Annotated in this window: 18 protein-coding genes and 1 pseudogene; 15 read left to right on the top strand and 4 right to left on the bottom strand. The window is 52.0% G+C overall.

What is annotated here, in order from left to right:
* The first annotated feature begins 156 nt into the window (after positions 1-156).
* The 4 genes from ACTQ1O_RS10515 to ACTQ1O_RS10500 all read left to right on the top strand — a co-directional run bounded on the left by ACTQ1O_RS10515 (position 157) and on the right by ACTQ1O_RS10500 (position 7,148).
* Positions 157-1,473: an alpha-amylase family glycosyl hydrolase gene (locus ACTQ1O_RS10515; protein WP_441487203.1), complete on the top strand. Its 1,317-nt coding sequence runs from the start codon at positions 157-159 to the stop codon at positions 1,471-1,473.
* Between the two features lie 209 nt (positions 1,474-1,682).
* Positions 1,683-3,386: an adenine deaminase gene (ade, locus tag ACTQ1O_RS10510; protein WP_441487202.1), complete on the top strand. Its 1,704-nt coding sequence runs from the start codon at positions 1,683-1,685 to the stop codon at positions 3,384-3,386.
* A 567-nt stretch (positions 3,387-3,953) separates the two neighbouring features.
* A complete protein-coding gene (locus ACTQ1O_RS10505; RefSeq protein WP_441487201.1) occupies positions 3,954-6,575 on the top strand; it encodes a cation-translocating P-type ATPase in 2,622 nt (873 codons plus the stop codon).
* Between the two features lie 9 nt (positions 6,576-6,584).
* Positions 6,585-7,148, top strand: a complete 564-nt coding sequence (locus tag ACTQ1O_RS10500) for a DNA-3-methyladenine glycosylase I (RefSeq protein WP_441487200.1) — start codon at positions 6,585-6,587, stop codon at positions 7,146-7,148.
* A 3-nt stretch (positions 7,149-7,151) separates the two neighbouring features.
* Here the strand turns inward: ACTQ1O_RS10500 and ACTQ1O_RS10495 are convergent, their stop codons facing one another.
* On the bottom strand, positions 7,152-8,354 hold the full coding sequence (locus ACTQ1O_RS10495) for an iron-containing alcohol dehydrogenase (RefSeq protein ID WP_441487199.1): 1,203 nt from the start codon (positions 8,352-8,354) through the stop codon (positions 7,152-7,154).
* A 378-nt stretch (positions 8,355-8,732) separates the two neighbouring features.
* Here ACTQ1O_RS10495 and ACTQ1O_RS10490 point away from each other — a divergent pair, with 378 nt between their 5' ends.
* The 5 genes from ACTQ1O_RS10490 to ACTQ1O_RS10470 are packed head-to-tail and all read left to right on the top strand — an operon-like array spanning position 8,733 to position 14,165.
* Positions 8,733-10,247 carry an aspartate aminotransferase family protein gene (locus tag ACTQ1O_RS10490; RefSeq protein WP_441487198.1) on the top strand — a complete coding sequence of 505 codons (1,515 nt, stop codon included), beginning with the start codon at positions 8,733-8,735 and terminating at the stop codon, positions 10,245-10,247.
* A gap of 38 nt (positions 10,248-10,285) precedes the next feature.
* Complete coding sequence (locus ACTQ1O_RS10485; protein WP_441487197.1) at positions 10,286-11,365, top strand: class II aldolase/adducin family protein; 1,080 nt, start codon at positions 10,286-10,288, stop codon at positions 11,363-11,365.
* A 28-nt stretch (positions 11,366-11,393) separates the two neighbouring features.
* The gene (locus ACTQ1O_RS10480; RefSeq protein WP_441487196.1) at positions 11,394-12,032 is read left to right on the top strand and encodes a TetR/AcrR family transcriptional regulator; all 639 of its coding nucleotides are present in this window, start codon (positions 11,394-11,396) and stop codon (positions 12,030-12,032) included.
* Positions 12,033-12,085: 53 nt separating this feature from the next.
* Entirely contained in the window at positions 12,086-13,699 is a 1,614-nt protein-coding gene (locus ACTQ1O_RS10475; RefSeq protein WP_441487195.1) for a xylulokinase, read from the top strand.
* Positions 13,700-13,712: 13 nt separating this feature from the next.
* The gene (locus ACTQ1O_RS10470; protein ID WP_441487194.1) at positions 13,713-14,165 is read left to right on the top strand and encodes a GtrA family protein; all 453 of its coding nucleotides are present in this window, start codon (positions 13,713-13,715) and stop codon (positions 14,163-14,165) included.
* A gap of 325 nt (positions 14,166-14,490) precedes the next feature.
* Here the strand turns inward: ACTQ1O_RS10470 and ACTQ1O_RS10465 are convergent, their stop codons facing one another.
* Positions 14,491-15,411, bottom strand: coding sequence for an FKBP-type peptidyl-prolyl cis-trans isomerase (locus ACTQ1O_RS10465; RefSeq protein ID WP_441487193.1), 921 nt, complete (start codon positions 15,409-15,411; stop codon positions 14,491-14,493).
* 656 nt (positions 15,412-16,067) lie between these two features.
* Between ACTQ1O_RS10465 and ACTQ1O_RS10460 the strand changes: the two genes are divergently transcribed.
* The 6 genes and pseudogenes from ACTQ1O_RS10460 to ACTQ1O_RS10435 all read left to right on the top strand — a co-directional run bounded on the left by ACTQ1O_RS10460 (position 16,068) and on the right by ACTQ1O_RS10435 (position 23,331).
* Positions 16,068-17,540: an NAD(P)/FAD-dependent oxidoreductase gene (locus tag ACTQ1O_RS10460; protein ID WP_441487208.1), complete on the top strand. Its 1,473-nt coding sequence runs from the start codon at positions 16,068-16,070 to the stop codon at positions 17,538-17,540.
* Positions 17,541-17,554: 14 nt separating this feature from the next.
* Positions 17,555-18,820, top strand: a pseudogene (locus ACTQ1O_RS10455) (NAD(P)/FAD-dependent oxidoreductase); the annotation flags it as partial.
* 125 nt (positions 18,821-18,945) lie between these two features.
* The gene (locus tag ACTQ1O_RS10450) at positions 18,946-19,311 is read left to right on the top strand and encodes a DUF1667 domain-containing protein (RefSeq protein WP_441099144.1); all 366 of its coding nucleotides are present in this window, start codon (positions 18,946-18,948) and stop codon (positions 19,309-19,311) included.
* 435 nt (positions 19,312-19,746) lie between these two features.
* Positions 19,747-21,711, top strand: a complete 1,965-nt coding sequence (rsxC, locus tag ACTQ1O_RS10445) for an electron transport complex subunit RsxC (RefSeq protein WP_441487192.1) — start codon at positions 19,747-19,749, stop codon at positions 21,709-21,711.
* Position 21,712: 1 nt separating this feature from the next.
* Positions 21,713-22,345 carry a methylenetetrahydrofolate reductase C-terminal domain-containing protein gene (locus ACTQ1O_RS10440; protein ID WP_441476362.1) on the top strand — a complete coding sequence of 211 codons (633 nt, stop codon included), beginning with the start codon at positions 21,713-21,715 and terminating at the stop codon, positions 22,343-22,345.
* 104 nt (positions 22,346-22,449) lie between these two features.
* Complete coding sequence (locus ACTQ1O_RS10435; protein ID WP_441099127.1) at positions 22,450-23,331, top strand: methylenetetrahydrofolate reductase; 882 nt, start codon at positions 22,450-22,452, stop codon at positions 23,329-23,331.
* 338 nt (positions 23,332-23,669) lie between these two features.
* Here the strand turns inward: ACTQ1O_RS10435 and ACTQ1O_RS10430 are convergent, their stop codons facing one another.
* Together ACTQ1O_RS10430 and ACTQ1O_RS10425 are read right to left on the bottom strand one after the other, a co-directional pair.
* Positions 23,670-24,800: a pyridoxal-phosphate-dependent aminotransferase family protein gene (locus ACTQ1O_RS10430; RefSeq protein ID WP_441487191.1), complete on the bottom strand. Its 1,131-nt coding sequence runs from the start codon at positions 24,798-24,800 to the stop codon at positions 23,670-23,672.
* Between the two features lie 84 nt (positions 24,801-24,884).
* Positions 24,885-25,460, bottom strand: coding sequence for an ECF transporter S component (locus tag ACTQ1O_RS10425; RefSeq protein ID WP_441487190.1), 576 nt, complete (start codon positions 25,458-25,460; stop codon positions 24,885-24,887).
* Between the last annotated feature and the right edge of the window lie 14 nt (positions 25,461-25,474).

The raw sequence follows: 25,474 nt of genomic DNA, 5'->3' as shown, positions 1-25,474 counted from the left end.
GTTCCGAATATTGCTTTGCTATTTTCTGTTTGAAGGAATTGCCCTCCGGCGATATACTGTTATAGACAGCTAATGAGTGCCCCCTCAGAATGAGGGCATGAAAAGCATATAATAAACCCGCGTCAGACAGCGCCGGGAACGGAAAGGTATAAGACGATGGCATACAATACTTCAAAAGAACTCCGAAACGATGTGATTTATTCCGTTTTTGTAAGAAACTACAGTGAAGAAGGCACCTTTGACGCGGTCCGTCGGGACCTTCCCAGGATCAGGGCACTGGGGACCGATATCATCTGGCTGATGCCGATTCATCCCTGTGGTGTGAAAAATCGTAAGGGCAGCCTTGGGTCTCCGTACGCGATCCGGGATTACCGTGCGGTAAATCCGGAGTTTGGAACAGCAGAGGATTTTCGACATCTTGTGGACGCAATCCACGACAATGGTATGAAATGTATCATTGACGTTGTATACAATCATACTTCACCCGACAGTGTTCTCGCGAAGGAACACCCGGAATATTTCTATCATAAGCCGGATGGAAGCTTTGGCAACCGGATCGGAGACTGGTGGGATGTCATTGACCTGGATTACAGCTGTCATGACCTCTGGAAGTACCAGATTGACACCCTGAAAATGTGGGCCGGGGAATATCAGGTCGATGGATTCCGGTGTGACGTCGCTCCGCTTGTTCCGGTTGCATTCTGGAAGGCAGCCAGAGAAGCCGTGGAGGAGGTACATCCGGGATGCATCTGGCTGGCAGAAACTGTGGAACCTGAATTTATCTCCTTTAACCGCTCGCACGGCATTCCCTGCGCATCGGATTCAGAAATTTTCCAGGCATTCGATATCAGCTATGCGTATGATATTCACGGAATCTTCTACGATTATCTGACCGGGTCAAAAAGGCTGAAAGAGTACGCGGATGCAGTCAACCTTCAGGAATGTATCTATCCCGACAATTACGACAAGCTGAGATTCCTGGAAAATCATGACCAGCTTCGGGCTGCATACATGATTCGTGACACGAAGGCACTCCGCAGCTGGACGGCGTTCCAGTATTTCCAGAAGGGAACTGTTCTGATTTATAATGGACAGGAAAGATGCGCGGATCACACACCGGGACTGTTTGACAGAGATACTATTTCCTGGAAAGGAGAAGATATCACGCCCCTGCTTCAGAGACTCTACCGGATCCGGAAAGAGGATCTTTCTGCAGACTGCAGTATCTGTCTGCATGCGGAGGACAGGGAGATTCTGGTTGGAATCCGCACAGAAAACGCGGACCGGCCAGCCGGGGAAACCGGAAAGAGAGCAATCGGAATTTTTTCTCTCCGAGGAGAGACAGGACTTCTTTTCGTAAAGCCCTATGAGATACCGGACGGAGTCTATACAAATCTGATTGACGACACGAAAGTAGAAGTGAGCATGGGACGGATATCGGTCAGCGGTGAGCCGGTGATCTTTACCGTATAAGTCCAGCCGCAATGTTCCTGGCCCACAGGGGAGCCTGCTCACCAGTCGGCAAGTTCATTAGCGGTACGGAAGCTGCCTGCAGCTTCCGCATCGCGGAAACTTATCCATTGCGGCGGTCCGCCTGAACGATGCAAAGAGGTAAGCGGCTTAGGAAATGCAGTGTGTAATCCGAGAGACAGTGTGTTGTTCCGATACGGAGGTGATACAGTATGGAACTTACGAAGTATATCGGCTGCTCCAGAGCGGCAAGGAAGCTAGATAAGGCAGATCTTGTTCTGAAAAACGCGAAAATAGTCAATGTATTTACCGATCGCGTAGAGGAGGGAAACGTCGCAATTACAAACGGCATGATTGTCGGAATTGGAGACTACCACGGCGCACGCGAAATTGATCTGGAGGGGCAGTATCTCACCTCTGGATTTATTGACGCACATCTTCATCTGGAGTCGACACTCGTAAATCCGCAGGTGCTGATTGCCAAGGCAACGGCACACGGAACCACGACCTTTATCGTTGATCCTCACGAGGTGGCTAACGTGGCAGGAACAGCCGGAATCGATTATCTCCTGTCCCAGACGGAGAACTGTCCCGCACACGTCTATGTGATGATCGCCTCCTGCGTCCCATCCACACCGATTGATGACAACGGGTGTACCCTGACTGCGGATCAGATGGCTCCCTATCTGAAAAACCGCCGTGTTCTTGGTCTTGGTGAGGTGATGGACTGCATGTCTGTCATCAATGGGGATCCGGAGATGAACCGAAAGCTTGAGCTGTTCGACGGCAAAGTGAAGGATGGCCACGCTCCGAATCTTTCTGACGAGGAGCTTGCTGCCTATGTCATGGCCGGTGTGACCACTGATCACGAGGGCACCACCTATGAATACGTCATGAAGGAACGCTCCATGGGCATGACCTGTCATATCCGGGAGGGGAGCGCCGCAAGAAATCTGGAAATGATAGTAAAGGGCATTGTCGAGAACAATACAAATACCGAGGGCTTTTGTTTCTGCACGGACGACAAACACATCGAAGATATCGCCCGGGAAGGCGACATCGATCACAACGTCCGTAAGGCGGTCAGTATGGGCATCAGTCCGATCGCCGCTGTCAAGATGGCGACAATTCAGCCTGCGCGATGCTATGGCCTGAGAAGAACAGGAGCAGTCGCGCCCGGATATGACGCAGACCTTGTGGTATGGGATTCCATCAAGGACTTCAATGCCCGGATGGTCTTCTACAAGGGAAAGCTGATCAGAGGGGAGCAGCGGGTGAAACCTGCACCGTGTCCGCCAGAGCTGACGGATACCATCCACCTCGGGAAGATCGATCCGGAAAAGCTGAAAATACGCCTGGACGGGCATCCCTTCCCGGTGATCCGCATGATCCCGGGACAGATTCTCACTGAGCGGAGAGACCTGCTCCTTCCTGGGAAGGAGTATTTTGAGGCGGATGGCAATCTGGACAAGATCGCGGTTTTTGAGCGGCACAAGGCGACCGGAAAAACCGGCGTCGGTGTGGTACAGAATTTTGGACTGCGGGAAGGCGCGATCGCGTCCTCGGTGTCTCACGACAGCCATAACATCATCGTCATCGGAGACAACGACCGGGACATTCTTCTAGCGGTAAAGGAACTGGAACGAACGCACGGCGGCTATACGATCATCCGGAACGGTGAGGTCTGTGACACCCTTGAGCTTCCGATCATGGGACTGATTTCCGACAGGAGCTACAGCTATGTCAATCAAAAGCTTCGAAAGATGATCCGTCAGGCACACCGGATGGGTGTTCCCGAGGATATGGATCCCTTCATTACACTCTCTTTCATGGCGCTCCCGGTTATTCCGGAGATCCGCTGTACGCCGAGAGGCATCTACAGCGTCACGGGCGGTGAATTTCTCCGCAGGGCATGAAAAAATTCCGTTGTTACTAAAGTTTCTAAATTTTTCAAAAACACTTGACGGGAAGACCTGCGGATGATAGCATTCTGTTTTACAGAAGCATAGAGGGAGTAATCAAAATAGCCCGTCAACAAGCGCGTCTGTCCATGCGGCAGAATGGTTGGCTATACCTCGGGATTCGTTCAGGTGATGAGACTTTATGCAGACGGAAGGACAGAACGGTTTGTTCTGCTTTTCCGTCTGCGTAAAGTCTCTTTTACTGTATAAGTCCAGTCGCAATGTTCTTGGTCCACGGGGAGCTTGCTCACCAGTGGGCAAGAACATTAGCGACGACAACAGGTATGAGCATGGAGCGGTGCGAAGCAACGCGGAAATGCTCATACCTGTTAGCGGCACGGAAGCTGCGAAGCAGCGAAGTGACGCGGGGACTTATACAGTGTGTGGCACAATGTATCGAAAACGCAGACAGGATCGTCACGCGCGAAGCGTGTGTAAGAGACTGTATGCGATTTCGAAGGCAACAGGTATGCGTATGAACGACGCAGCGGTTGACGGCAAAGAAGAAAGGAAGGTGCAGCTATGGCGGACTGGTATCAGAAGAATTCGGAAGAAGCCCTTCAGGAGCTTCATTCCACAAAGGAAGGTCTCACAGATGCTGAGGTCAGCAGACGTCAGGAACAGTACGGGTTCAATGAGCTGAAGGAAAAAAAGAGGGAATCGGTATTTCAGATTTTCCTGGGACAGTTCAAGGACCTGATGGTAATCATCCTGATTATTGCCGCGACAATTTCCATGCTGACCGGCGATGTTGAAAGCACACTTGTTATATTTGCCGTACTTGTGCTGAATGCTGTTCTGGGGACTGTTCAGCATGTAAAGGCGGAAAAATCTCTCGAGGCACTGAAGGCACTGTCTTCGCCGACCGCAAAGGTAATCCGGAATGGAAAACGCATTGAGGTCGAGTCCAGACAGGTTGTTCCGGGAGATATCCTTGTGGCTGAGGCAGGTGATCTGATCGTCGCGGACGGCAGGATCCTGGAGAATTATTCTCTTCAGGTCAACGAGAGTTCTCTGACCGGAGAATCCCTTAACGTGGACAAGTGTGACGATACGCTCGTTGGTGATATGCCGCTTGCGGACCGGAAGAACATGGTCTATTCCGGCTCCCTTGTCACCTATGGGCGCGCCGTGGTTCTGGTGACGGAAACGGGAATGCAGACGGAAATCGGCAGGATTGCCACACTGATGAACCAGACGGGTGAGAAGAAGACGCCGCTTCAGAAAAATCTGGATGATTTTTCAAAGAAGCTTGCGACAGGGATCCTGATTATTTCGGCGGTAATTTTTGTACTGGGAATCGTGCGGGGAATGGAGCTTCTGAATTCTCTTCTGTTTGCGGTTGCGCTGGCGGTTGCGGCTATTCCGGAGGCGCTCAGCTCCATCGTCACAATCGTGCAGGCTATGGGAACACAAAAAATGGCGCGGGAACATGCGGTCATCAAGAAACTTTCCGCGGTGGAGTCTCTGGGCTGCGTATCGGTTATCTGCTCGGACAAAACCGGCACTCTGACACAGAACAAGATGACGGTGCAGCAGATTTATGCCGGCGGAAGAGTATTCGGGCCGGAAGAATTTGACATGCATCAGCAGACACACCGCTATCTTCTCTACGACTCTGTTCTCACCAATGACGCGACACTATCAAACGGAAAGGGTGTCGGAGATCCGACGGAGTACGCGCTCCTGGAGATGTATGGCAAGGTCAAGGGCCTGATGCAGAAGGAAGAGGACCTGACGCTTTCTTACGAGGACCTTCGCATGATGCTTAGGAGGATTGAGGAGGTGCCCTTTGATTCCGACCGTAAGCTGATGAGTACAAAACACCGGATTCACGGTGTGTCTACCATCTTCACCAAGGGCGCCGTAGATGTGCTGCTTGACCGCTGTGACAGCATCCGGGTCAGCGATGAAGAGATCCGGCCGATTACCGCGGAAGACCGGAAGAATATCACAGAGCAGAATCGGAAGTTCTCGGAAAACGGTCTGCGTGTTCTGGCATTTGCGTACAGGGAGTCCGAAGAGGAGCTTACACCGGAGACAGAGTATCACTTCACCTTCCTCGGACTGATTTCCGAGATGGACCCGCCGCGAGAGGAGTCCATTCAGGCCGTACAGCATGCAAAAGAAGCGGGAATCCGAACCGTGATGATCACCGGAGATCATAAGATCACAGCGACCGCGATTGCGAAGCAGATCGGCATCTTCCAGGAGGGGGATCTCGCGGTAACCGGCATGGAGCTGGATGAAATGTCGGATGAAGAGCTCAGCGGAAAAATCGAAAAAATATCCGTCTATGCCAGAGTATCTCCGGAGAATAAAATCCGGATTGTCGATGCATGGCAGAAAAAGGGAAAAATCGTTTCCATGACCGGAGACGGTGTAAACGACGCACCGGCTCTGAAGAAGGCAGATATCGGCGTCGCTATGGGCATCACGGGAACGGAAGTGTCCAAGGATGCGGCGTCCATGATTCTGGAAGATGACAATTTTGCGACGATAATCAAGGCAGTGGCGAACGGGCGGACCATCTACACAAATATCCGTAACGCCGTTCTCTATCTGCTGTCCGGCAATCTTTCGGCAATTATCACCGTTCTGGTTACCTCGCTTCTGGCGCTTCCGATTCCGTTCCAGCCGGTACAGCTTCTGTTCATTAATCTGGTGACAGATTCACTTCCGGCGCTGGCGATCGGAATGGAGCCCGGCTCAGACGATGTTTTGAAGAAAAAGCCCAGAAACCCGAAGGCTGGAATCATGGACCGCAACTTTGCGCTGCGGATGATTTTTCAGGGAGGATTGATTTCCGTGGCTGTTATCATCGCCTATCATATCGGCCTTGGACAATCCCCTGCCATGGCATGCTCGCTTGCGTTTCTGACACTGACCTGCTCACGGCTGCTTCACGGCTTTAATTGCCGCGGAGAAAAAAGCCTGGTCCGCCTCGGATTCCGGAAGAATCCATACAGTCTCGGCGCGTTCCTGCTCGGACTGCTTCTGGTGATTCTTGTTTCTGTCACCCCTGTGGGCAGGAGCCTGTTTTCGGTATCAGCCCTGAACAGCAAACATATTGTGACCATCGGCGTTCTGGCACTGATACCGACGGCAATCATTCAGATTGTCCGGATCATCCGAAGAAAGTGAGGAATCACAGTGAGCAGCAGATGTACCGAATATTTCAGAGATGATCCGATTCTGATGGAATACCATGACAGAGAATGGTGCAGAATCAGACATGATGACCGGTTTGAATTCGAAATGCTCTGCCTGGAAGGCGCCAGCGTCGGATTATCCTGGAAGACAATCATTCACAGAAGGGCCTTCTATCAGAGGGCCTTCCACAATTTTGAGATAGACGCCTGCGCAGCAATGTCCGATGCTGAACTGGAAGGCCTTATGGCTGATGAGGGACTGATTCGGAACAGAAGCAAGATCTTCAGTGTGCGCCGGAATGCTGCAGCGGTTCAGAAGATCCGTGAGGAATTCGGCTCCTTTGACGCGTATCTGTGGAGCTTTACGGATGGCAGACCACGGGACGGGCACTGGAAAACGCCGGAGGAGATCCCCGCGGTTTCCGGACTTTCCCGGCAGATGAGCCGCGACATGAAGAAGCGGGGACTTTCGTATGTAGGGCCTGTCATCACATATTCTTTTCTTCAGGCTGTCGGAATCGTAAACGATCATCTGGAAGACTGTGAGACCAGAAAACAGCCATAATGTTCAGGAAAGCTGGCCGACTCTGCGGAGAATCCTCTTGAAATGCTCCCGGTCATAAATAACCGGAACCGGATACAGAGGATTGGCTTCCTGAACTGCCCACGAGGCCATCTGATCCAGGTCATCTTCGGAGATTTTCTCAATGTGATCCGGAATGCCAAACGTCCGGTTCATGTCGCGGATTTTCTGAATAAAGGCAGCAGCGCATTCACTGTCCGTGCCTGCCGCAATATGAGCAAATCTGGCGAGATCTGCGAGCGGCCGTTCCACTTTTTTTCCGTAATCCTCGAGAACGATGGGCAGAAGGACCGCGTTGGCGAGCCCGTGCGGAACATGATACATGCCGCCAATGGTGTGGGCCGCCGCGTGTACGTTCCCCACACAGGCGGTGGTGAAAGCCAGTCCGGCCTTGAAAGAGGCAAAAAGCATTTCCTGACGTGCCTTCAGATTGTCCGGTTTTTTAAACGCTTCAGGAAGATAACGAAAAATCGCTCTGACAGCTTCCCGACATTGTCCGGGTGTCTCCCGGCGGTGATAAGGCCGGTTAAGGTATGCCTCAACCGCATGCGTCAGAGCGTCCATTCCCGTTGTGGCGGTCAGAAACGGCGGAAGAGAAACAGTCAGAACCGGATCGAGAATTGCATAGTCCGGACAGAGGACAAAATCGTTGATCGAATATTTATGATGCGTCTCCGGGTCGGTGACAACGGCAGCGACTGTGCATTCGGAACCGGTGCCTGCAGTCGTCGGTACCGCAAGGAAGAGAGGGGTTCTCCTGCGGACCTTCAGAGTTCCACCCATCTCCTGCAGCGTTCTGTCGGGTCTGGCGATCCGTGCCGAAGCCGCCTTTGCCGCGTCCATATTTGATCCGCCGCCAATTGCCACAAAGCAGTCACACCGCTCCTGTGTATACATGGCAGCGATCTTTTCAACTGTTTTCGTATCCGGATCAGGACGGACATCGGAAAAGAGCGAATATTCCTTCAGTGTTCCGCACGCATTCACGAAAAATTCGCTTTTTACAATTCTCGGTCCCGTGACAATCATCGGATGTAATTTCCCTTCTTTTTCCAGTATTTCATTGATACGATTCAAGGCATGGGCTCCCGAGACCACCTGAGGGCCCTTTCCCGGTAAAATCCGGATTCCAAGTCCGAATGCACTCTGATAGAGCCTGTCGTATATTTGATCCAATTTCAAATCCATAATAGATATCCTTTCCGAAATCCGGCAGCCTGCAGATGGTGCGGATTTCCCTGACGGACAGATCCTGCCCGGAATGCTTCAGCGTTACCATCTCATTATACCCCTGTTGTCCCCCGAGCGGGGCATTGCATATGTATAAAGCAATGCAGAATACACCGCCACCAGCTGGATAAAGATTGCTCCGTGCTTCAAAATCGCATCTGGTTTTCTTACGCATACTTCGCGGCAGGTGGTCTGTCTGCGTTTTCGATGAACATGGCACAATATTCAGATTATTTATTGACGAAATCGAAAAATAGAACTACAATAGCCTTAAACTCGTGAATGATTATTCACGACATTGCAGAGAGAAATTTCATTTTCGACAGGAGGGAAAGTATGGCTTATAACGGGTATGCAATTGACGCAGATCATTATCTTGACGCGGGTGCGGTGACGCGGAAACTGGATGCATTGATCCGGAAACCGGTTTATTCAATCAAACCGGAATACCTGCGGGAGTATGAGCAGGAATATTTTGACAAGAAATGTCAGAAATCAAAGGAAATGACAGATGAGGCGAAGAATGTTATTCCCGGGGGTGTGGAACATAATCTTGCTTTCAATTATCCGTTTCCGATTGCAATTGCAAAGGCAGAAGGAAACCGTATGGTTGATGTAGACGGAAATGAATATTTTGACCTGCTTCAGGCAGGAGGCCCGACCGTTCTCGGAAGCAATCCTCCGGAGGTGCGTGATGCCGTCATTGACCTGCTGAAAACATGTGGACCTTCGACCGGACTTTTTCATGAATATGAGTACAAACTTGCAAAAAAGATTACGGAACTGATCCCTTCGGTGGAGATGATCCGTTTTCTCGGATCCGGTACAGAAGCGTGTATGTGTGCGGAGCGGATCGCCCGGCTGAAAACCGGAAAGAAAAATATCCTGAAGATGGGAGGCGGTTATCACGGCTGGTCCGACATGCTGGCATACGGCATAAGAATCCCCGGTACAAAGGGTATTCTGTCTCACGGCGTTCCATCCTATTGCTTTGCACACACTGACGAGTATTTTCCGAATGATCTGGAAGATCTGGAACGGAAGCTGAAGCTGCATCAGCTGGATGGTGGAACCGCAGCAATTTTTGTGGAGCCGGTAGGACCGGAATCCGGAACCAGGCCGGTCTCCCGGGAGTTCATCCAGGGAACGGAGCGACTGGCGCACAAGTACGGAGCACTGCTGGTCTTTGACGAGGTGGTGACCGGATTTCGTATCGGAGTTCATGGCGCACAGGGATTTTTCAATGTTAATCCTGACCTCACCGTTTTCGGAAAGGTCGTCGCGGGAGGATATCCGGGAGCCGGCGCGGTTGGCGGGCATAAAGACTGCATGGCATATCTCGGAGCCGGCCTGGACAACCAGGGCAAGAAGCTCCATAAGGCAATGTGCGGAGGGACTCTTTCGGCCACACCTTTGTCAACCTGTGCAGGCTATCATATGATTTGCGCAATCGAGAGAGAAAATGCCTGTGAGAAGGCCGGAAGGATGGGTGATCGTCTGACGAAGGGACTTCAGGAGTCCATCCGCAGACACAATCTTCCATTTGTGGCGTTCAACCAGGGATCCATCTGCCATCTGGACACGGTCGGCACCATGCATTTCTGCATCGACTGGGGCAAACTCTGGAAAGTTCCGGAGGTTCTGAAACAGACAGGCATACGTCAGACCGAGATGGAGCACATGGGGGCTGCCTATATGGCAGAGGGCATCATTACTCTCGCCGGTTCACGTCTGTACACGAGTGCGGCGTATACGGAAGAGGATATTGATGAACTGATTCGCAGGTTTGACAGAGTATTCTCCAGGTGCGGAAAGATAGATACCGAGATCGATAAGAAATTATGGAAGTAAGAAATGATCGAAATGGGAAAACAGACAAGGAGGCAGTGATGGCATATGATATCAGTGAAGCAAAAGATCTGGTAATCCGTGCGGGAAAGGAGCTTCTGGAAAGCGGGCTGATCGCCCGCACCTGGGGCAATATCAGCGCCAGGATATCGGATCATCAGTTTGTCATCTCGCCGAGCGGACTCGCTTACGACAGTCTTACTCCGGATGACATTGTAACGGTAAATATAGAGGACGGCTCTTATGTCGGAAATGTTAAGCCTTCCAGTGAAAAGGGAGTACATGCGGCAGCCTACCGGCTCAGGCCAGACGTGAATTTTGTCATACATACACACCAGGATTATGCGACCGACCTGTCGGTACTTGGAAAAACAATTGTGGTGCCCGAGGCTGAAGCGGACGACGAAAAGGCTCTCGGCCCGATCATTCCGGTCGCCGCATATGGCCTGTCCTCTACAAGGACCCTTACGCGAAATGTTGAGAAATGCATCGCGCAATACCCGGACAGCCGGGCGGTTCTTATGCGCAATCACGGCCCGGTGTGCATGGGAGCCGATTACGAGGACGCCTTCCGGATCGCACATTCCCTGGAGAAGGTCTGTATGAACCGTTTTCACAATCTGGTCGGAGGTGATCTTCCTCCGGTGGATGATCCGGATTACCGTCTCGGAAAATACAGCAGGATCTATCATCGCGAAATTCAGGAAGAATTTGATGAATATTATGAAATCTTCCGCAGACAATCCATAAACTGTGTCATAGAAACCGGGGCTCCTTATATCCGGCAGATCAGCGCATTCGGGAAGGGAATTGTGCCGTATGTTGACGATCTGGCTCAGATGACCGGAATATACATCCGGTGCGTTCCGGAAGAAGCCGGAAAAGAAACGATCGCACGGGCACTCGGAGGCACCTGCAGCGCAGTGCTGATAAAAGGAAAGGGCGCCGTGTGTACGGGAGGCAGCGAGGAGGATGCAGAGGCGGTTCTGATGGTTCTTGACAAGAGCTGTCAGGCAGCATTGCTCGAGAAATCCGGACGCCATCCGAAGGCCGTGAACCCGCTTGGAGGGATTCTTGAAAATCTGGTCTACACATTAAAATATTCAAAACTGAAGGGATAACTGAAGAAATAATCATGGAGAAATATATATGCTGAAGAAGCTGACAAAAGCGCAGCAGGACTCCATTCTCGAACACGCGATTGAGGAATTCGGGGATAAGGGCCTGTCCAAAACAACCGTCAGCTCCATTGCCGCAGCATCCGGCGTAAGCGTCGGAGTAATCTATAAATATTACAAAAACAAGGAAGATCTGTTTCAGGCATGCCTGAACTATTCAATGGAGATGCTGGGAAGAGTTCTCGAAGAGGCAATACGTGATTCGGCATCTTTCCGTGAGGCAGTGGAAAGACTTGTACATGTATGCAGGATTTTTCCTGAAAGCCATAAAGGATATATCCGGATGTATCACGCGATCACGATGAAGTCCGCAGCCGATCATGCTGTGGATTTCGCAAAGAAAATCGAGACAATATCAGCCCGGACATATGAAACCATGTTTTCAAAGGCGAAAGCCGCAGGAGAGCTCTCCGCGGAGATCGATTCTCATGCATTTGCTTTTTTCTTTGACAACCTTCTGATGATGTTTCATTTTTCATTCGGATGTGATTACTACGAGGAGCGCCTCAGGATCTTTCTGAATTGCGGTGACGGGGCACCGCCGGATGGCGACGGGCTGGAACATGCGCTGGTCACATTTCTATGCGCGGCTGCAGGAATCCGGAGCTGAGCGTACAGCGGGTTTCAGAGGCTGCGGCACAGAGCGCGCAGAATGGAGAGAAGATGGAGGAAACCTATATTCTGACCTATGATATCGGTACAACCGGTCTGAAGACCGGGCTATTTGCCGTAGGTTCCAGAGTGCGGCTGATGGCCGGCGCAACTTGCGGTTACCATCTGTATATTCTGGAAAACGGAGGCGCAGAACAGGACGCCGATGAGTGGTGGAACGCCATGTGCAGTACAACAAGGCAGGTTCTTGAAGCAGTTCCGGAGATCCGGACGGAGGATATCGCAGGTATTTCTTTCTGCTCCCAGATGCAGGGGCTGGTTCTTGTCGATGAACACGGGGTGCCGGTACACAGACCCATGAGTTACATGGACCAGCGCGCTACGGAAGAAATACGCAAAGGCATCGCAAACGGGGTCCGTATTGCGGGTGCGAATATCGCGAAGCTGATTCCCTCCCTGCTGATCACCGGGGCCGTGTCAAGCTCGGTGAAGGATCCGATCTGGAAATATAAATGGATCGAGACTCATGAACCGGAAAATTTCGCGAGAGCATACAAATGGCTCGATGTGAAGGAATACATTATCTGCCGATGTACCGGAAGATTTGTCATGACAAAAGACTCTGCTTATGGAACACTCCTTTATGATACAAGGAAGGGACATGAAGGATGGAGCAGAGAACTCTGCAGGATGTTTCACATTCGAATGGATCTGCTTCCGGAGATCATCCGCACAACAGATCCGGTCGGCCCGCTGACCCGGAAGGCGGCAGAGGAGCTCGGCCTTGCCGAGGGAATTCCGGTATTTGGCGGCGGAGGCGACGCGACGCTGATCGGAATCGGCAGCGGGTGCGTTCACACCGGTCAGACGCACATCTATTCGGGAACTTCCGGATGGGTCTCTACGATTGTAGACAGACAGCTTGTGGATGCCTCAAGTATGATCGCGGCGATTGTCGGAGCACAGGATGGCCGGTTCAACTATTTCGCGGAAATGGAGACTGCGGGGAAATGCTTTGACTGGGTCATGCATCACCTTGCTCTGGATGAAATCAATATCTATCTGGATAAGCACGATGTGTGCAGCAGTCCGGAATCCACCTGCCGTTCTCTGTATGAATACCTTTCTGAGGTCGTCGAGCGGGCAGAACCCGGCGCGGGCGGAGTGATCTTTACCCCGTGGCTCCACGGAAACCGCTGCCCCTTTGAGGATCCGTATTCCGCCGGAATGTTTTTCAACATCAGGCTCGAAACCGGAAAAACGGAGATGATCCGTGCGGTGCTTGAGGGTATCTGCTATCATCTGCGATGGATGCTCGAATGCCAGGACAGAAAGATTCATACCTCAGAAGTGATCCGGTTCTCGGGCGGAGGCGCCCTTTCGGATGTCACAAGTCAGATGCTGGCGGACATCACCGGCAGGACGATTGAGGTTGTTGCTCACCCGCAGAATGTCGGAGCGGTAGGGGCAGCCGCTACCGCCTCGGTCGGCCTCGGCATTCTGCATGATATCGAGGATCTGGACCGGCTGATTCCGGCGGTTCGGTCATTCCGCCCGGATCCGTCCAGACATGAAGTTTACAATCGTTCTTATCAGGTGTTTACCCGTCTGCATCAGGCTAACCAGAAGTTCTTCCGGGAACTGAATGCTGCCGCTTCGAAATGAAGGGAGGAGCGCGATGACTGAAAAAAAAGCCGGTAAAGAAGTGCTGCGTGCGGTGAAATTCACTCTGTTTTCCATTTCAGCCGGAATTATCCAGGTGCTTCTCACCACAATTATTCTGGATCAGATCGTCCGGCTGAAACCCTACTGGCTGTGCTATCTGATCGGACTGGCCGCATCGGTGATCTGGAACTTCACATTAAACCGTCAGTATACCTTTCAGGCGGCAAACAACATTCCGATTGCCATGCTCAAGGTTGCAGCCTTTTATGCCGTGTTTACTCCGGCTTCCACCTGGGTGACGGGCATGCTGACAGATCGTGCCCGTTGGCCGCATCTTCTCGTTCAGATCCTCGTGATGCTGAGCAACTTTGTGCTCGAATTCCTGTACGACAGATTTATTGTATTCGGTAAGTCCATCGATACAAACGCGAGAGCACAGAAGAACGCCGGTAGAGATGACCCCTGAGCCCCGCAGCAAAACGAGATAAAACACGCTGCGCGAGTTTTATCTCGTTATCGCGGCGCTCGCCGCACACGAATACTTCGCATTCGGCTGCGGCTCACTGTTCGCGTAAAAAAAATCCTCCCTCACAGGCTCTGATAGGAAAATCAGACTCTGAAGGGAGGTATTTTATTGCCGGCTGAAATGGCCGGGGTCTGTCCAGCTGTCCTGATTCGTCAGATGCAGCTAGCTGTACATACATCAGGAAAAGGGCGTCGAATCCGTGTCCGCCCCGGGCAGTCATATACAGAAAACAGCCGGGGCAGGGTTATCAGCTTTTAGGCCCCGATCATGCTTCCACGGAGACAAGCTCGATCTTGAAATTGAGCTCTTTTCCAGCCATCTCATGGTTGGCATCGAAAGTAATTGTCCTGTCATCCTTTGCAGTGACGACAACCGGAAACGGCTGTCCCATAGCGTTTGAGAGGTATACATGGTCGCCTGTCTTCAGACCGGCGGTACCCTCCATCTGGCTGATCTCTACCGTGAAGATCGCTCTTGGATCGCGTTCGCCGTAAGCCTCGTCCGGAGTGAGATGAATATTTACAATATCTCCGACATTCATATCTACGACCGCCTTGTCAAAGCCCGGGATCATCATGCCCGTTCCACAGACAAACTCCAGCGGTTCTCCCCGGTCGTACGATGAGTCAAAGACCGTCCCGTTGTTGAAGGTGCCTTCGTAATGCGTCTTCACCGTCTTTCCGGCGTTTTTACCCTCCAGGATCACCTTCATTTCATGACAGCCGCCTCCACAGCATCCGCCGCAGCCTTCTTCCTCATCGCCACCGCAGCAGCCGCCGGCGCATCCGTCTTCATTGTCACCACAGCATCCGTCTTCGCTGTCTCCGCAGCATCCGCCGTGACTTTCGGATCCATGGTGATGCTCACAGTTCACTCCCTCTGAAGAAAGCTTACCGGCGAGAAATGCCTGAACTGCCTCATCCGTATCACCCTGTGCGCCAGAGACAATCTGCAGCCCCGCGGACTGAAGAGCCGACTGGGCGCCGCCGCCGATTCCGCCGCAGATAACCGTATCTGCGCCAAGGTCTGCAAGCAGTCCTGCGAGCGCCTCATGTCCGATTCCGCCGGCTCCAATCACCTCGCTCGACACGATCCGTCCGTCCTCAACGGTATAAATCTTGAAATTCTCTGTTCTTCCAAAATGCTGGAAGATATTTCCGTTATCATAAGTAACTGCAATTTTCATAAATAAAATCCTTTCGTTTGTTGCAGGCGGAAGCCCACTCGCTTCAGGTTGTGGGCAGCTGACAAAACATTTTCATCAGCTGCTGGCTCTGAAATCTTTGGCTTTTCCGACCGATTCAACCGTGTTTCACGGGTTATCTCACTGTCACGACGTCTGCGCAATACAAACGGTACACGCTGCGGCAAAGCCTGAATAATGCAGACCGTATGCGGAATTACGACGCCTGCGCAGTGCGGACAGTATGAGAAATTACGACGTCTGCGCAATACAGACAGTATACGAAATAATAAGAAGAAAAGCAACATCCTCAGCATTTCCCGCTGCAAGGTAAAAAAAATTAACGGATAAATAACACACAAACGCTGAAAGATGTGTTACAATACAATCAGTTCCGGACTTCAGAGGACAAGGTACCGCCTGCAGCGCGGCATTCGTGTTGGAAGAGCCTGATGAATTCCGGGAGAGGGAACAGTCAAATCTAATATTGCAGCTGGAGAACAATGAGTCAGTCGCTGAACAGTACGTCGTACTGTTTATGTGCTGACTCTTTTTTTGCGCGAGACGCAGGGGGAAATTCATAAAGCTCTTTTTCCCTGCTGCCTGCGGGGGGCCCTGCAGGTCAGAAGTCCAGAAATCAGGAGGTAAAATGTACGATGCTGTATGATGTGATCATTATAGGAGCGGGAGTGAGCGGATGCGCGATTGCCCGGGAGCTTTCCAGGTACAGACTCAATATCTGTGTGCTGGAAAAGGAAGAAGATGTCTGCTGCGGCACAACCAAGGCCAACAGTGCGATTGTGCACGCCGGTTTCGATGCAGCAACAGGGAGCATGATGGCAAAGCTGAATGTTCGCGGTAACGAAATGATGGATAAGATTGCCGCGGATCTTGATGTACCGTTCCGAAGAAACGGTGCCCTTGTGGTCTGCACGGACCCGGAAGAGTTGGGAGGACTTCAGGAGTTGTATGACCGGGGAATTGCCAACGGCCTCAGCGCCGACAGCATGGAAATCCTGAACAGAGAGGAAGCTCTCGCCATCGAGCCGAATCTCGCGGACGATGTCGTAGGCGCATTTCATGCAAAAACAAGCGGAATTGTCTGCCCGTTCCTTCTGAATATCGCGATGGCAGAAAATGCATACGTCAACGGCGTCGACTTTTTCTTCAATACCGAAGTGGAAAAAATCGAGGCAGAGAACGTGAATCCGGACGGAGAGAGGATCTGGAAGATCCGCACCTGCAACGGAGAATACCGGACCAGGTACCTTGTCAACGCGGCCGGCGTCTATGCAGATGTCTTCCACAATATGGTAAGCGCCAGGAAAATACATATCACCCCGAGACGCGGCAGCTACTGCCTGCTTGACCATGCAGCCGGAAATCATGTGTCCCACACGGTGTTTGCACTGCCGGGGAAAATGGGGAAGGGTGTTCTGGTAACGCCCACGATTCACGGCAACCTGCTGATCGGACCGAATGCACAGGACATCGGGAACAAAGAAGGCACAAATACAACGGCGGACAGCCTGAACGAAATCATAGAAAAAGCCGCGAAGAGTGTGAAAAATATACCTATGCGCCAGGTGATCACTTCCTTTGCCGGACTCAGGGCTCATGAAGACGGCCATGATTTCATTATCGGAGAGGTAGAGGATGCGCCTCATTTTATCGACTGTGCGGGAATTGAATCCCCCGGCCTGTCCTCGAGTCCAGCGATTGGCGAATATGTAAGACAGCTGCTGGAAGAGAAGATGAAACCGGAGCGGAAGGAGAACTGGACCGGAACCCGAAAGGGAATTCTGAATCCTGCTTCTCTTTCCTTTGAGGAGAGAAACGAGCTGATTCGAAAAAATCCCGCATACGGAAGAATTATCTGCCGATGCGAATCCGTGACCGAGGGAGAAATTCTGGACGCAATCCGCCGCCCGCTCGGCGCCCGCTCCCTGGACGGCGTCAAGCGCAGAACGAGAGCAGGCATGGGACGCTGTCAGGCAGGCTTCTGTTCTCCGCGTACCATGGAGATCCTTCATCAGGAACTTGGACTTCCATATGAGAAAATCACCAAGAGCGGGGGAAATTCCAGACTGGTTATCGGCCGCACAAAAGAGCATAGCGGGGAGGAAGAATGATGGAGACAAATGAGATGATGTCTTATGATATTGTGATTGTCGGCGGCGGTCCCGCCGGCCTTGCGGCGGCTATCGCGGCCAGAAAAAGCGGAACCCGGAGGATTCTGATCCTGGAAAGAGATAAGGAACTTGGAGGAATTCTGAATCAGTGCATCCACAACGGATTCGGGCTTCATACCTTCAAGGAGGAGCTGACCGGTCCGGAATATGCAGACCGCTTTATTCAGCAGGTATATGATTTGGGTATCGAGTACAGACTCGATACGATGGTGATGGACATCTCTCGGGATAAGGTTGTGACCGCGATGAATCGGACTGACGGGATGTTCCGGATTCAGGCGGGTGCCGTGATTCTCGCTATGGGATGCAGGGAGAGACCAAGAGGTGCTCTGAACATACCGGGATACCGGCCTGCCGGCATCTACAGCGCAGGTACGGCACAGCGCCTGGTGAATATCGAGGGTTACATGCCGGGACATGAGGTCGTCATCCTGGGATCCGGCGATATCGGGCTGATCATGGCGCGCAGAATGACTCTTGAAGGGGCAACCGTCAAGGTTGTCGCGGAGCTGATGCCTTACTCCGGAGGCCTCAAGAGAAATATCGTGCAGTGCCTGGATGACTTTGGAATTCCGCTGAAGCTTTCACACACCGTGGTGGACATTGAAGGAAAGGACCGCGTGAAGGCGGTTACGATAGCAAAGGTGGGAAAGGACATGAAACCGATTCCGGGTACGGAAGAACGGTATACCTGCGACACGCTTCTTCTGTCCACCGGCTTAATCCCGGAGAACGAACTTTCCGCAGGCTGCGGAGTGGAGATGAATCCGGTCACGAAGGGACCGTTTGTCAATGAAATCATGGAGACGAACATTCCCGGTGTATTTGCCTGCGGGAATGTCCTTCATGTTCATGATCTGGTTGATTACGTATCAGAAGAGGCAGGCAGGGCAGGTGAAGCTGCTGCCAGATATGTGCAGAGCGGATGCGCTGAGGCATCAGGGGAACAGTCACCTATTCGGCTTGTCGCTGCCGGCGGAGTCCGGTATACCGTTCCGTCAACGATTCACACGGATCGGATGGATGATCTGCTGACAGTCCGCTTCCGGGTCGGAGCGGTTTATCGTCAGGCCTATGTGAGCGTTTATTTTGATGACGAGCGGGTTCAGCATCAGAAGAAGAAAATCATGGCGCCCGGAGAGATGGAACAAATCATTCTTCAGAAGAAAAAGCTTCTGGAAAAGCCGGACCTGCGCACCATCACAATAAAAATCGAAGAGGACGATACGCCGGAACCGGTGAAGAAAGCTTCGGAAGAGAAAACGATTAGCCACGCAAATGCGACATCCGCAGCCGCGGACAGTGCCGCACGCCGGCAGACCATATGAAGGAGGCACGGAGTATGATGCAGAAAAGAGATCTGACCTGTATCGGCTGCCCCATGGGCTGCCAGATCACAGTAGAATTTGAAGGGGAAGAAATAAAGAGCGTAACCGGAAACAGCTGCAAAATCGGAGACCGGTACGCGAGAAAAGAGGTCATTCACCCGGAGAGAACCGTAACCTCAACCGTCGCGGTGACAGGAGGGGACAAGGAGCGCTGTTCGGTGAAGACCAGGGGAAATATCCCGAAGGACATGATTTTCGAATGCATGGACGCAATCAACCGCGTCTGCATTTCAGCTCCCGTAAAGATCGGAGATGTCGTCATTCCGGACGTCTGCGGAACGGGTATCGATGTCGTTGCAACAAGAAATATCCACAGGCAGTGAGCCACACCCGACAGGGCAGAGATTTCACAGCACGCTTTTCGCGCGGCTGTGAATCCCTGCCCTGTTTTTTATGCGAGCGTCGCGATAGCGAGATAAAACTCGCGCAGCGTGTTTTATCTCGTTTGCGTGCAGGTACGAAGCAGCTTCCGGTAATACGGATAAGACACCCGGCAGCATTCTGCTTTTTTACGTGCAGGCATGAAGAAGCTGTGCGGCACAGACCGCGTTCTGTTGACAGAATTATTTGTCTGTAATTTCCAAAAAAGATAGAGAATTCGGATAAAAAATATGCTAAAATAGACACAAGTCCTGGTTATTTAGGCGTATGAAACGGATAACCGAGATTATGGAAACGGTAGGATTGCGGAGAATCCGAAATTTCACGGAAGTGGACATAGATGGTCAGGACAATCAAATATTTCAGAAAGGAGAAACATGGTGAATTATACCAAGTATGCGTTGAAAGACAGCGAAGAATTGAACACTCTTCTCAAAGACAGAGACAATATCTTCGTTGTCGCCTGTAACAAATGCTTCAAGGAATTCGACACCCTGAACGAGCCGGATGCGGACGAATTCGCGAAGCTTGCGGAGGCACAGGGCAAAAGGGTCACAGGCATCGCAAAGGTTGACTTCCTCTGCAATCAGGTCCGGACAGAAGAGCGTCTGCCGGATATGATCCCGGAGGGAACTGACCATATTGCGGTTGTAGCCTGCGGTCTTGGTATTCAGACAGTCGCGAATATGGAGGTTAAACCCGTACTTGCCGCGGCTGATTCACTGAACTATACCGGATATCATGGTATGGCCCTGACGAAGAAGACCTGCGGTGCGTGTTCGCAGTGTTATCTGAACCTTACCGGAGGTATTTGTCCGATTGTTGACTGTTCCAAGAGCCTTTTAAACGGCCAGTGCGGAGGTGCAAAAGACGGAAAGTGCGAAGTCGACCCGCAGAAGGACTGCGCATGGCAGAGAATTTATGACAGACTGAAGGCACAGGGCAGGCTGGAGGAATTCCTTGCGCAGCCTGTGCAGTTCCGTGATTATTCCAGAATCAGCCACAGGGAAATCAATGACTATGTAAAAAATCTCCGGGAGAGAAGATTCTCCGGTTATTACGGAGGTGTCCATCCGAGCGAACGCAAGGAAATTACCGAGGATATTCCGCTCGCGAAATTCCCGGAGCCGGAACAGGTAATTATTCCCTTGTCCATGCATGTTGGAAAGCCAGCGGTTCCGATTGTAAAAGTGGGAGATCACGTAAACGTCGGACAGAAGATTGCGGAACAGGATGGATTCATCAGCTGCTGCATTCACTCCAGTGTGAGCGGAACCGTTACTGCCATCGAGCCGCATACCCATCCGAACAAGGGACCGGGCGTGATGTCGATTGTGATCCGGTCTGACGGCAAGGACACTCCGGACGCATCTGTGAAACCCGCCGGAAAGCTGGAGGATCTCACACCGGATGAGATCATTGAAATCGTAAAGGAGAAGGGCATCACCGGAATGGGCGGCGCCGGCTTCCCGACCTATGTGAAGCTCAAGCCGAACAAGCCGATTGACGCGGTCCTTCTGAACGGATGTGAGTGCGAGCCGGTTCTCACCGCGGATCACCGAGTTCTTCTTGAGTATCCGGACGCTGTCATTTTCGGACTGCAGGCGATTATGAAGGCGGTGAATGCGCCGAAGGGATACATCGTTATAGAAGACAACAAACCGGACGCTGTAGCCCTGCTTCAGTCAAAGGTGAAGGATATTAAGAACATCGAGGTACGGTGCGTAAGGACGAAATATCCGCAGGGTGCCGAAAAGATGCTCATTAAAAACGTGATGGGACGAATGGTTCCGAGCGGCGGCCTTCCGGCGGATGTCGGCGCTGTCGTGGACAACGTCAGCACAGCGAAGGCGATCGCTGACGCCATCCGGACCGGTATGCCGCTGGTGGAACGGGCGGTGACCGTATCTGGAGAGCATATGGTTCATCCAGGAAATTTCATGGTCAGAATCGGTACGAATGTGCAGGATATCATTGACTACTGTGGAGGCACAACAGGAGACGATATCACCATCAAGATGGGCGGCCCAATGATGGGATTCGCGATTTCCGATACGAACGTTCCTGTGATCAAGGGGTCCAATGGTATCATCGCTGTCGATACACAGCACAGTGAAGAAGAAGCCTGCATCCGCTGCGGACGCTGTGTGGATGTATGTCCTATGGAGCTTGCACCGCTGAATTTTGCAAAATATGTGGATGAGGGCGACGCGAAGGCTCTTCTTGCAGAAAATATCAGAGACTGCTTTGAGTGCGGCTGCTGCCAGTATATCTGCTCCTCCAAGATTCCTCTGGTCACCAAGATCAGAAAAGGAAAAGCCATGATCAGGGAGGTGAAGTAAAGTGCTGATTACTGAGTTAAAATCAAAAGATACCATCGATTCCCTCGTGACCGGTAAGGCATTCATCATTAACTGTCACGGATGCATGGAGGTACGCTTCCCCGAGAAGGAAGCAGATGCGCTTGAGAAATCTCTTGCAGAGAGCGGGAGAGTGACCGGTATCGTCACAACAGATTATATCTGCAATCCGGACAACCTGAAGCTTCAGCTGAAGAACCACGCGGCTGAAATTGAGGCGGCTGACTCGATTCTGGTATTCTCATGCGGAGTCGGCGTGCAGACGGTTGCGGATCTCTACCGGAACAAGCCGGTATATGCCGCCTGCGATACGATACGGCTTCCGGGTTATCAGGGCGTCACCCCTCTTGAGACAGACTGCGGACAGTGCGGGACCTGCTATCTGAATCTGACAGGAGGAATCTGCCCGATCACCGCATGCTCCAAGAGCCTTGTGAACGGTCAGTGCGGCGGTGCCCGGAACGGTATGTGTGAAGTAGATCCCGAGATGGAATGCGGATGGGAGCGCATATACAGACGGCTGAAAGCCCTTGGGCGGCTCGACGCCATGCGCTGCCCGACCCAGCTGCACAATTTTGCAACTGATGAAGCAACCAGAGAATGTAAAGAATCATAAATGAAAGCAATTCGGCTTCCGGACCTGAGATACCGTGCAATACAGTTCCCGGGGCCGGAATGCTGAAAATCTGCCATAGATCACGAATATCAGGAGAGACAATTATGAAAATTACAGAGTTGTTTAAACAGGGCGAATTTGTAGTATCTGCCGAGGTCGGCCCGCCAAAGGGATTTCACATCGATGAACTGGTGGAGAGTGCAAAGAAATATTTGAGCAAAGTCGACGCGATCAACGTAACGGACTGCCAGTCCTCTGTCATGCGGATCGGTTCTCTGGCCGTGTGTAAGACGCTGAAGGATGCGGGGCTCAATCCGATTTTCCAGCTCGCCTGCCGTGACAGGAACCGGATCGCTCTGGAGTCGGATCTTCTGAGCGCCGCGCTCTTCGGCATCGACAATGTGCTTGCGCTCACCGGAGACCACACGAAGCTCGGCGATCATCCGGACGCGAAGCCGGTATTCGATCTGGATTCCGTTTCCCTTCTGCACACCATGTGCCTGCTGGAGCAGGGCAGGGATCTCGGAGGGAATGATCTCGTCGGTGAACCGCCGAAATTCGCCAAGGGTGCCGTTGTGTCTCCGTGCAGCGACTCCGTAGACGCACAGCTCATGAAAATGGAGCGAAAGGTAGCGGCGGGCGCGGAATATTTCCAGACGCAGGCTGTCTTTGAGCCGGAGAAGTTTATCAAATTCATGGAACAGGCAAAACAGTTCGGCAAGCCGGTGATGCTCGGCATCATCATTCCGAAATCTGTCGGCATGTGCAAATTCATGAACAACAATGTCGCGGGAATTTCTGTTCCGGATTCCATGCTGGATGAGCTCAGAGCAGACAAGGAGAAGACGAAAGCCGGAATCACCGGCGTTGAAATCGCTGCCCGGATTATCCGGGAGTGCAGACCTTACTGTCAGGGCGTTCACATCATGTCGCTCGGATGGGAGGACAAGATTCCGGAACTGCTGGAAAAGGCCGAAATCCGCTGATTTTATTATCTGTTTTCTCTTCCGGTAAAGACCGGTGGAGAAAACAGTCCAAAAAGACGGTCCACATCACTGCCCGTGATCCGGGTGTGATGGGACCGCCTTTTTTTACGCGAACAGTGAGCCGCAGCCGAATGCGAAGTATTCGTGTGCGGCGAGCGTCGCGATAGCGAGATAAAACTCGCGCAGCGTGTTTTATCTCGTTGATAGATTATAGTTTCTGATCCGTCCGGATCAATTTCTATCTTTTTTGCAGAGTACCGCGTCCATAGCACGCGAAGCGGCGCGTGGGCGTGTGTGAATGCCAAAACAAACTCATGCGTGATAGGACCGTTTTGCGATTATTGTGTGAGCGTCAGAAATGTCTGCTTCATGTCACATTTCAGGCGGATTTCATGCTTCTCCAGCACCTTCTGCATCGCGCAGAGCGTGTCCGCGACATCCGGCCGGTTGCAACTCTCGCCCATATGCCCGATTCGCACAACCTTTCCGGCAAGAACATCAAAGCATCCGGATATCAGAATGTTGTAGTCTTCCGCCATTTCCTTCAGCAACTCCCGGTCTGTGATACCATCCGGCACATTGATCACCGTTACCGTGTTGGACATTCCGCTTCTCAGATAAAGGGAGAGACCGGCTGCCCTTACAGTTTCCCGTACGGCACCGGCAATCCGGGCATGTCTGTCGAAGACATCCGGGTCATCCAGGAAGTTGTCGAGCGCCTGCCGGAGACCGTTGATGTCGCTGACCGGCATGGTGTAGGGGAACCACTGATCCTTATAATAGTTTTTCATGGCCAGAATATTCGCATAAAAACTCCGGATCGGTGTCTTACGTTCTTCCATGGCACGGAAAGCACGGTCGCTTACCCAGATCATTGTCAGGCCGGGCGGACAGGAGAGCGCTTTCTGAGACCCGCCGCAAAGGATATCGATGCAGCTTTTCCCGAGATCAAGAGGTTCTCCGAACATGCCAGCAACAGAGTCCGCAACGACCATGATGCCGTAGGAATTCAGAAGTCTGCTGATGGCTTCCACGTCATTGAGCACACCGCTCGGTGTATCACAGTGAACAACGGTCGCATATTTGAAATGATGGTCTTTTTTCAGATAAGTTTCCAGGGCATTCAGAGGTACCGGCTCGTGATAATCCGTGGTAAAGAGGACTGGAACCCCTCCGTAAATTTTCACAAAATCTGCGAATCCTTTTCCAAAAATGCCGTTATCGATGACGAGAACCCGGTCGCCTGGCTCCGTTAGAGATGCACAGGCGGCTTCCAGCCCCAGAATACCCTCTCCGCCGAGGATGAAGGCAGTCTGATCGGTGTGCAGCGCCTTCGAGAGCAGCTCACAGGTTTCATGATAGAAATCGTAGAATGCCGGATCAATGTCCGGATTGGTGCAGGGCAGCGCCCTTGCGTCTCTGACGTTCTGGCGGACCTGAGAGGGTCCGGCCGTCATGATCTTGTACATAATATCATCACCTCTGATGGAAAAAATATGAACATCCGCACAACAAAAAACGTGTGCCTCCGCGGTGGTATGACGCTGACAGACTCAGACAGCCACCGCATAGGCCCGGCGGGTAACCCTCCGAAGTACCGGAAGAACAGCCAGAACGATAACGGCTGCCGTTACGACCTGCAGAATGTTGCCCGGAATGGAGCCAAAGGGGGTGATCCAGTTTCCATATAGAATCACCTCGGCAAAATAATAACCGACAATTTTGATCAAGAGAGCAAGTATCATGGAAACCGTGTCATTCAGATGCACATTCCGGATCGGACGTTTTTCTGCGAACAGACCGACGATAAAGCCCATAAATCCGACGATAACCAGGGTAAAAGGCGCCCAGGCCGTCCATCCGCTCAGCAGATCGAAAAGCCCCATCCCGATTCCTCCCGCGAGGGCACCGGTTCGCCTGCCAAAGAGAATCGCGGCAATGAACAGGGGGACATTTCCCAGATGAATCAGTCCGCCGCTTCCCACAAACGGAAGACGGATGTTGATCAGCCAGGTCGCCACATAGGTGAGAGCAATCATCAATGCAGTGGTAACCAGATCCTGAGTACGGCTTTTAAATGGGATCACATTGGATGCTTGTGTTTTCTTTGTCGTATTTTTCTCTGTCATATTTGTTTCCTCCC

This window comes from Bilifractor sp. LCP21S3_A7 (assembly GCF_052118825.1).
Taxonomy (GTDB): Bacteria; Bacillota; Clostridia; order Lachnospirales; family Lachnospiraceae; genus Bilifractor.
Note: the sequence above shows the minus strand (reverse complement) of the source record. Positions and strands in the feature narration are given on the sequence as shown.

Bases quoted from the DNA above. Each gene is read 5' to 3' on its own strand.
- ade (WP_441487202.1), top strand. From the start codon at position 1,683: ATGGAACTTACGAAGTATATCGGCTGCTCCAGAGCGGCAAGGAAGCTA.
- ACTQ1O_RS10495 (WP_441487199.1), bottom strand. From the start codon at position 8,354: ATGGATTTGAAATTGGATCAAATATACGACAGGCTCTATCAGAGTGCA.
- ACTQ1O_RS10425 (WP_441487190.1), bottom strand. From the start codon at position 25,460: ATGACAGAGAAAAATACGACAAAGAAAACACAAGCATCCAATGTGATC.
- ACTQ1O_RS10485 (WP_441487197.1), top strand. From the start codon at position 10,286: ATGGCATATGATATCAGTGAAGCAAAAGATCTGGTAATCCGTGCGGGA.
- ACTQ1O_RS10480 (WP_441487196.1), top strand. From the start codon at position 11,394: ATGCTGAAGAAGCTGACAAAAGCGCAGCAGGACTCCATTCTCGAACAC.
- ACTQ1O_RS10470 (WP_441487194.1), top strand. From the start codon at position 13,713: ATGACTGAAAAAAAAGCCGGTAAAGAAGTGCTGCGTGCGGTGAAATTC.
- ACTQ1O_RS10475 (WP_441487195.1), top strand. From the start codon at position 12,086: ATGGAGGAAACCTATATTCTGACCTATGATATCGGTACAACCGGTCTG.
- ACTQ1O_RS10515 (WP_441487203.1), top strand. From the start codon at position 157: ATGGCATACAATACTTCAAAAGAACTCCGAAACGATGTGATTTATTCC.
- ACTQ1O_RS10490 (WP_441487198.1), top strand. From the start codon at position 8,733: ATGGCTTATAACGGGTATGCAATTGACGCAGATCATTATCTTGACGCG.
- ACTQ1O_RS10450 (WP_441099144.1), top strand. From the start codon at position 18,946: ATGCAGAAAAGAGATCTGACCTGTATCGGCTGCCCCATGGGCTGCCAG.
- ACTQ1O_RS10430 (WP_441487191.1), bottom strand. From the start codon at position 24,800: ATGTACAAGATCATGACGGCCGGACCCTCTCAGGTCCGCCAGAACGTC.
- rsxC (WP_441487192.1), top strand. From the start codon at position 19,747: ATGGTGAATTATACCAAGTATGCGTTGAAAGACAGCGAAGAATTGAAC.
- ACTQ1O_RS10505 (WP_441487201.1), top strand. From the start codon at position 3,954: ATGGCGGACTGGTATCAGAAGAATTCGGAAGAAGCCCTTCAGGAGCTT.
- ACTQ1O_RS10465 (WP_441487193.1), bottom strand. From the start codon at position 15,411: ATGAAAATTGCAGTTACTTATGATAACGGAAATATCTTCCAGCATTTT.
- ACTQ1O_RS10435 (WP_441099127.1), top strand. From the start codon at position 22,450: ATGAAAATTACAGAGTTGTTTAAACAGGGCGAATTTGTAGTATCTGCC.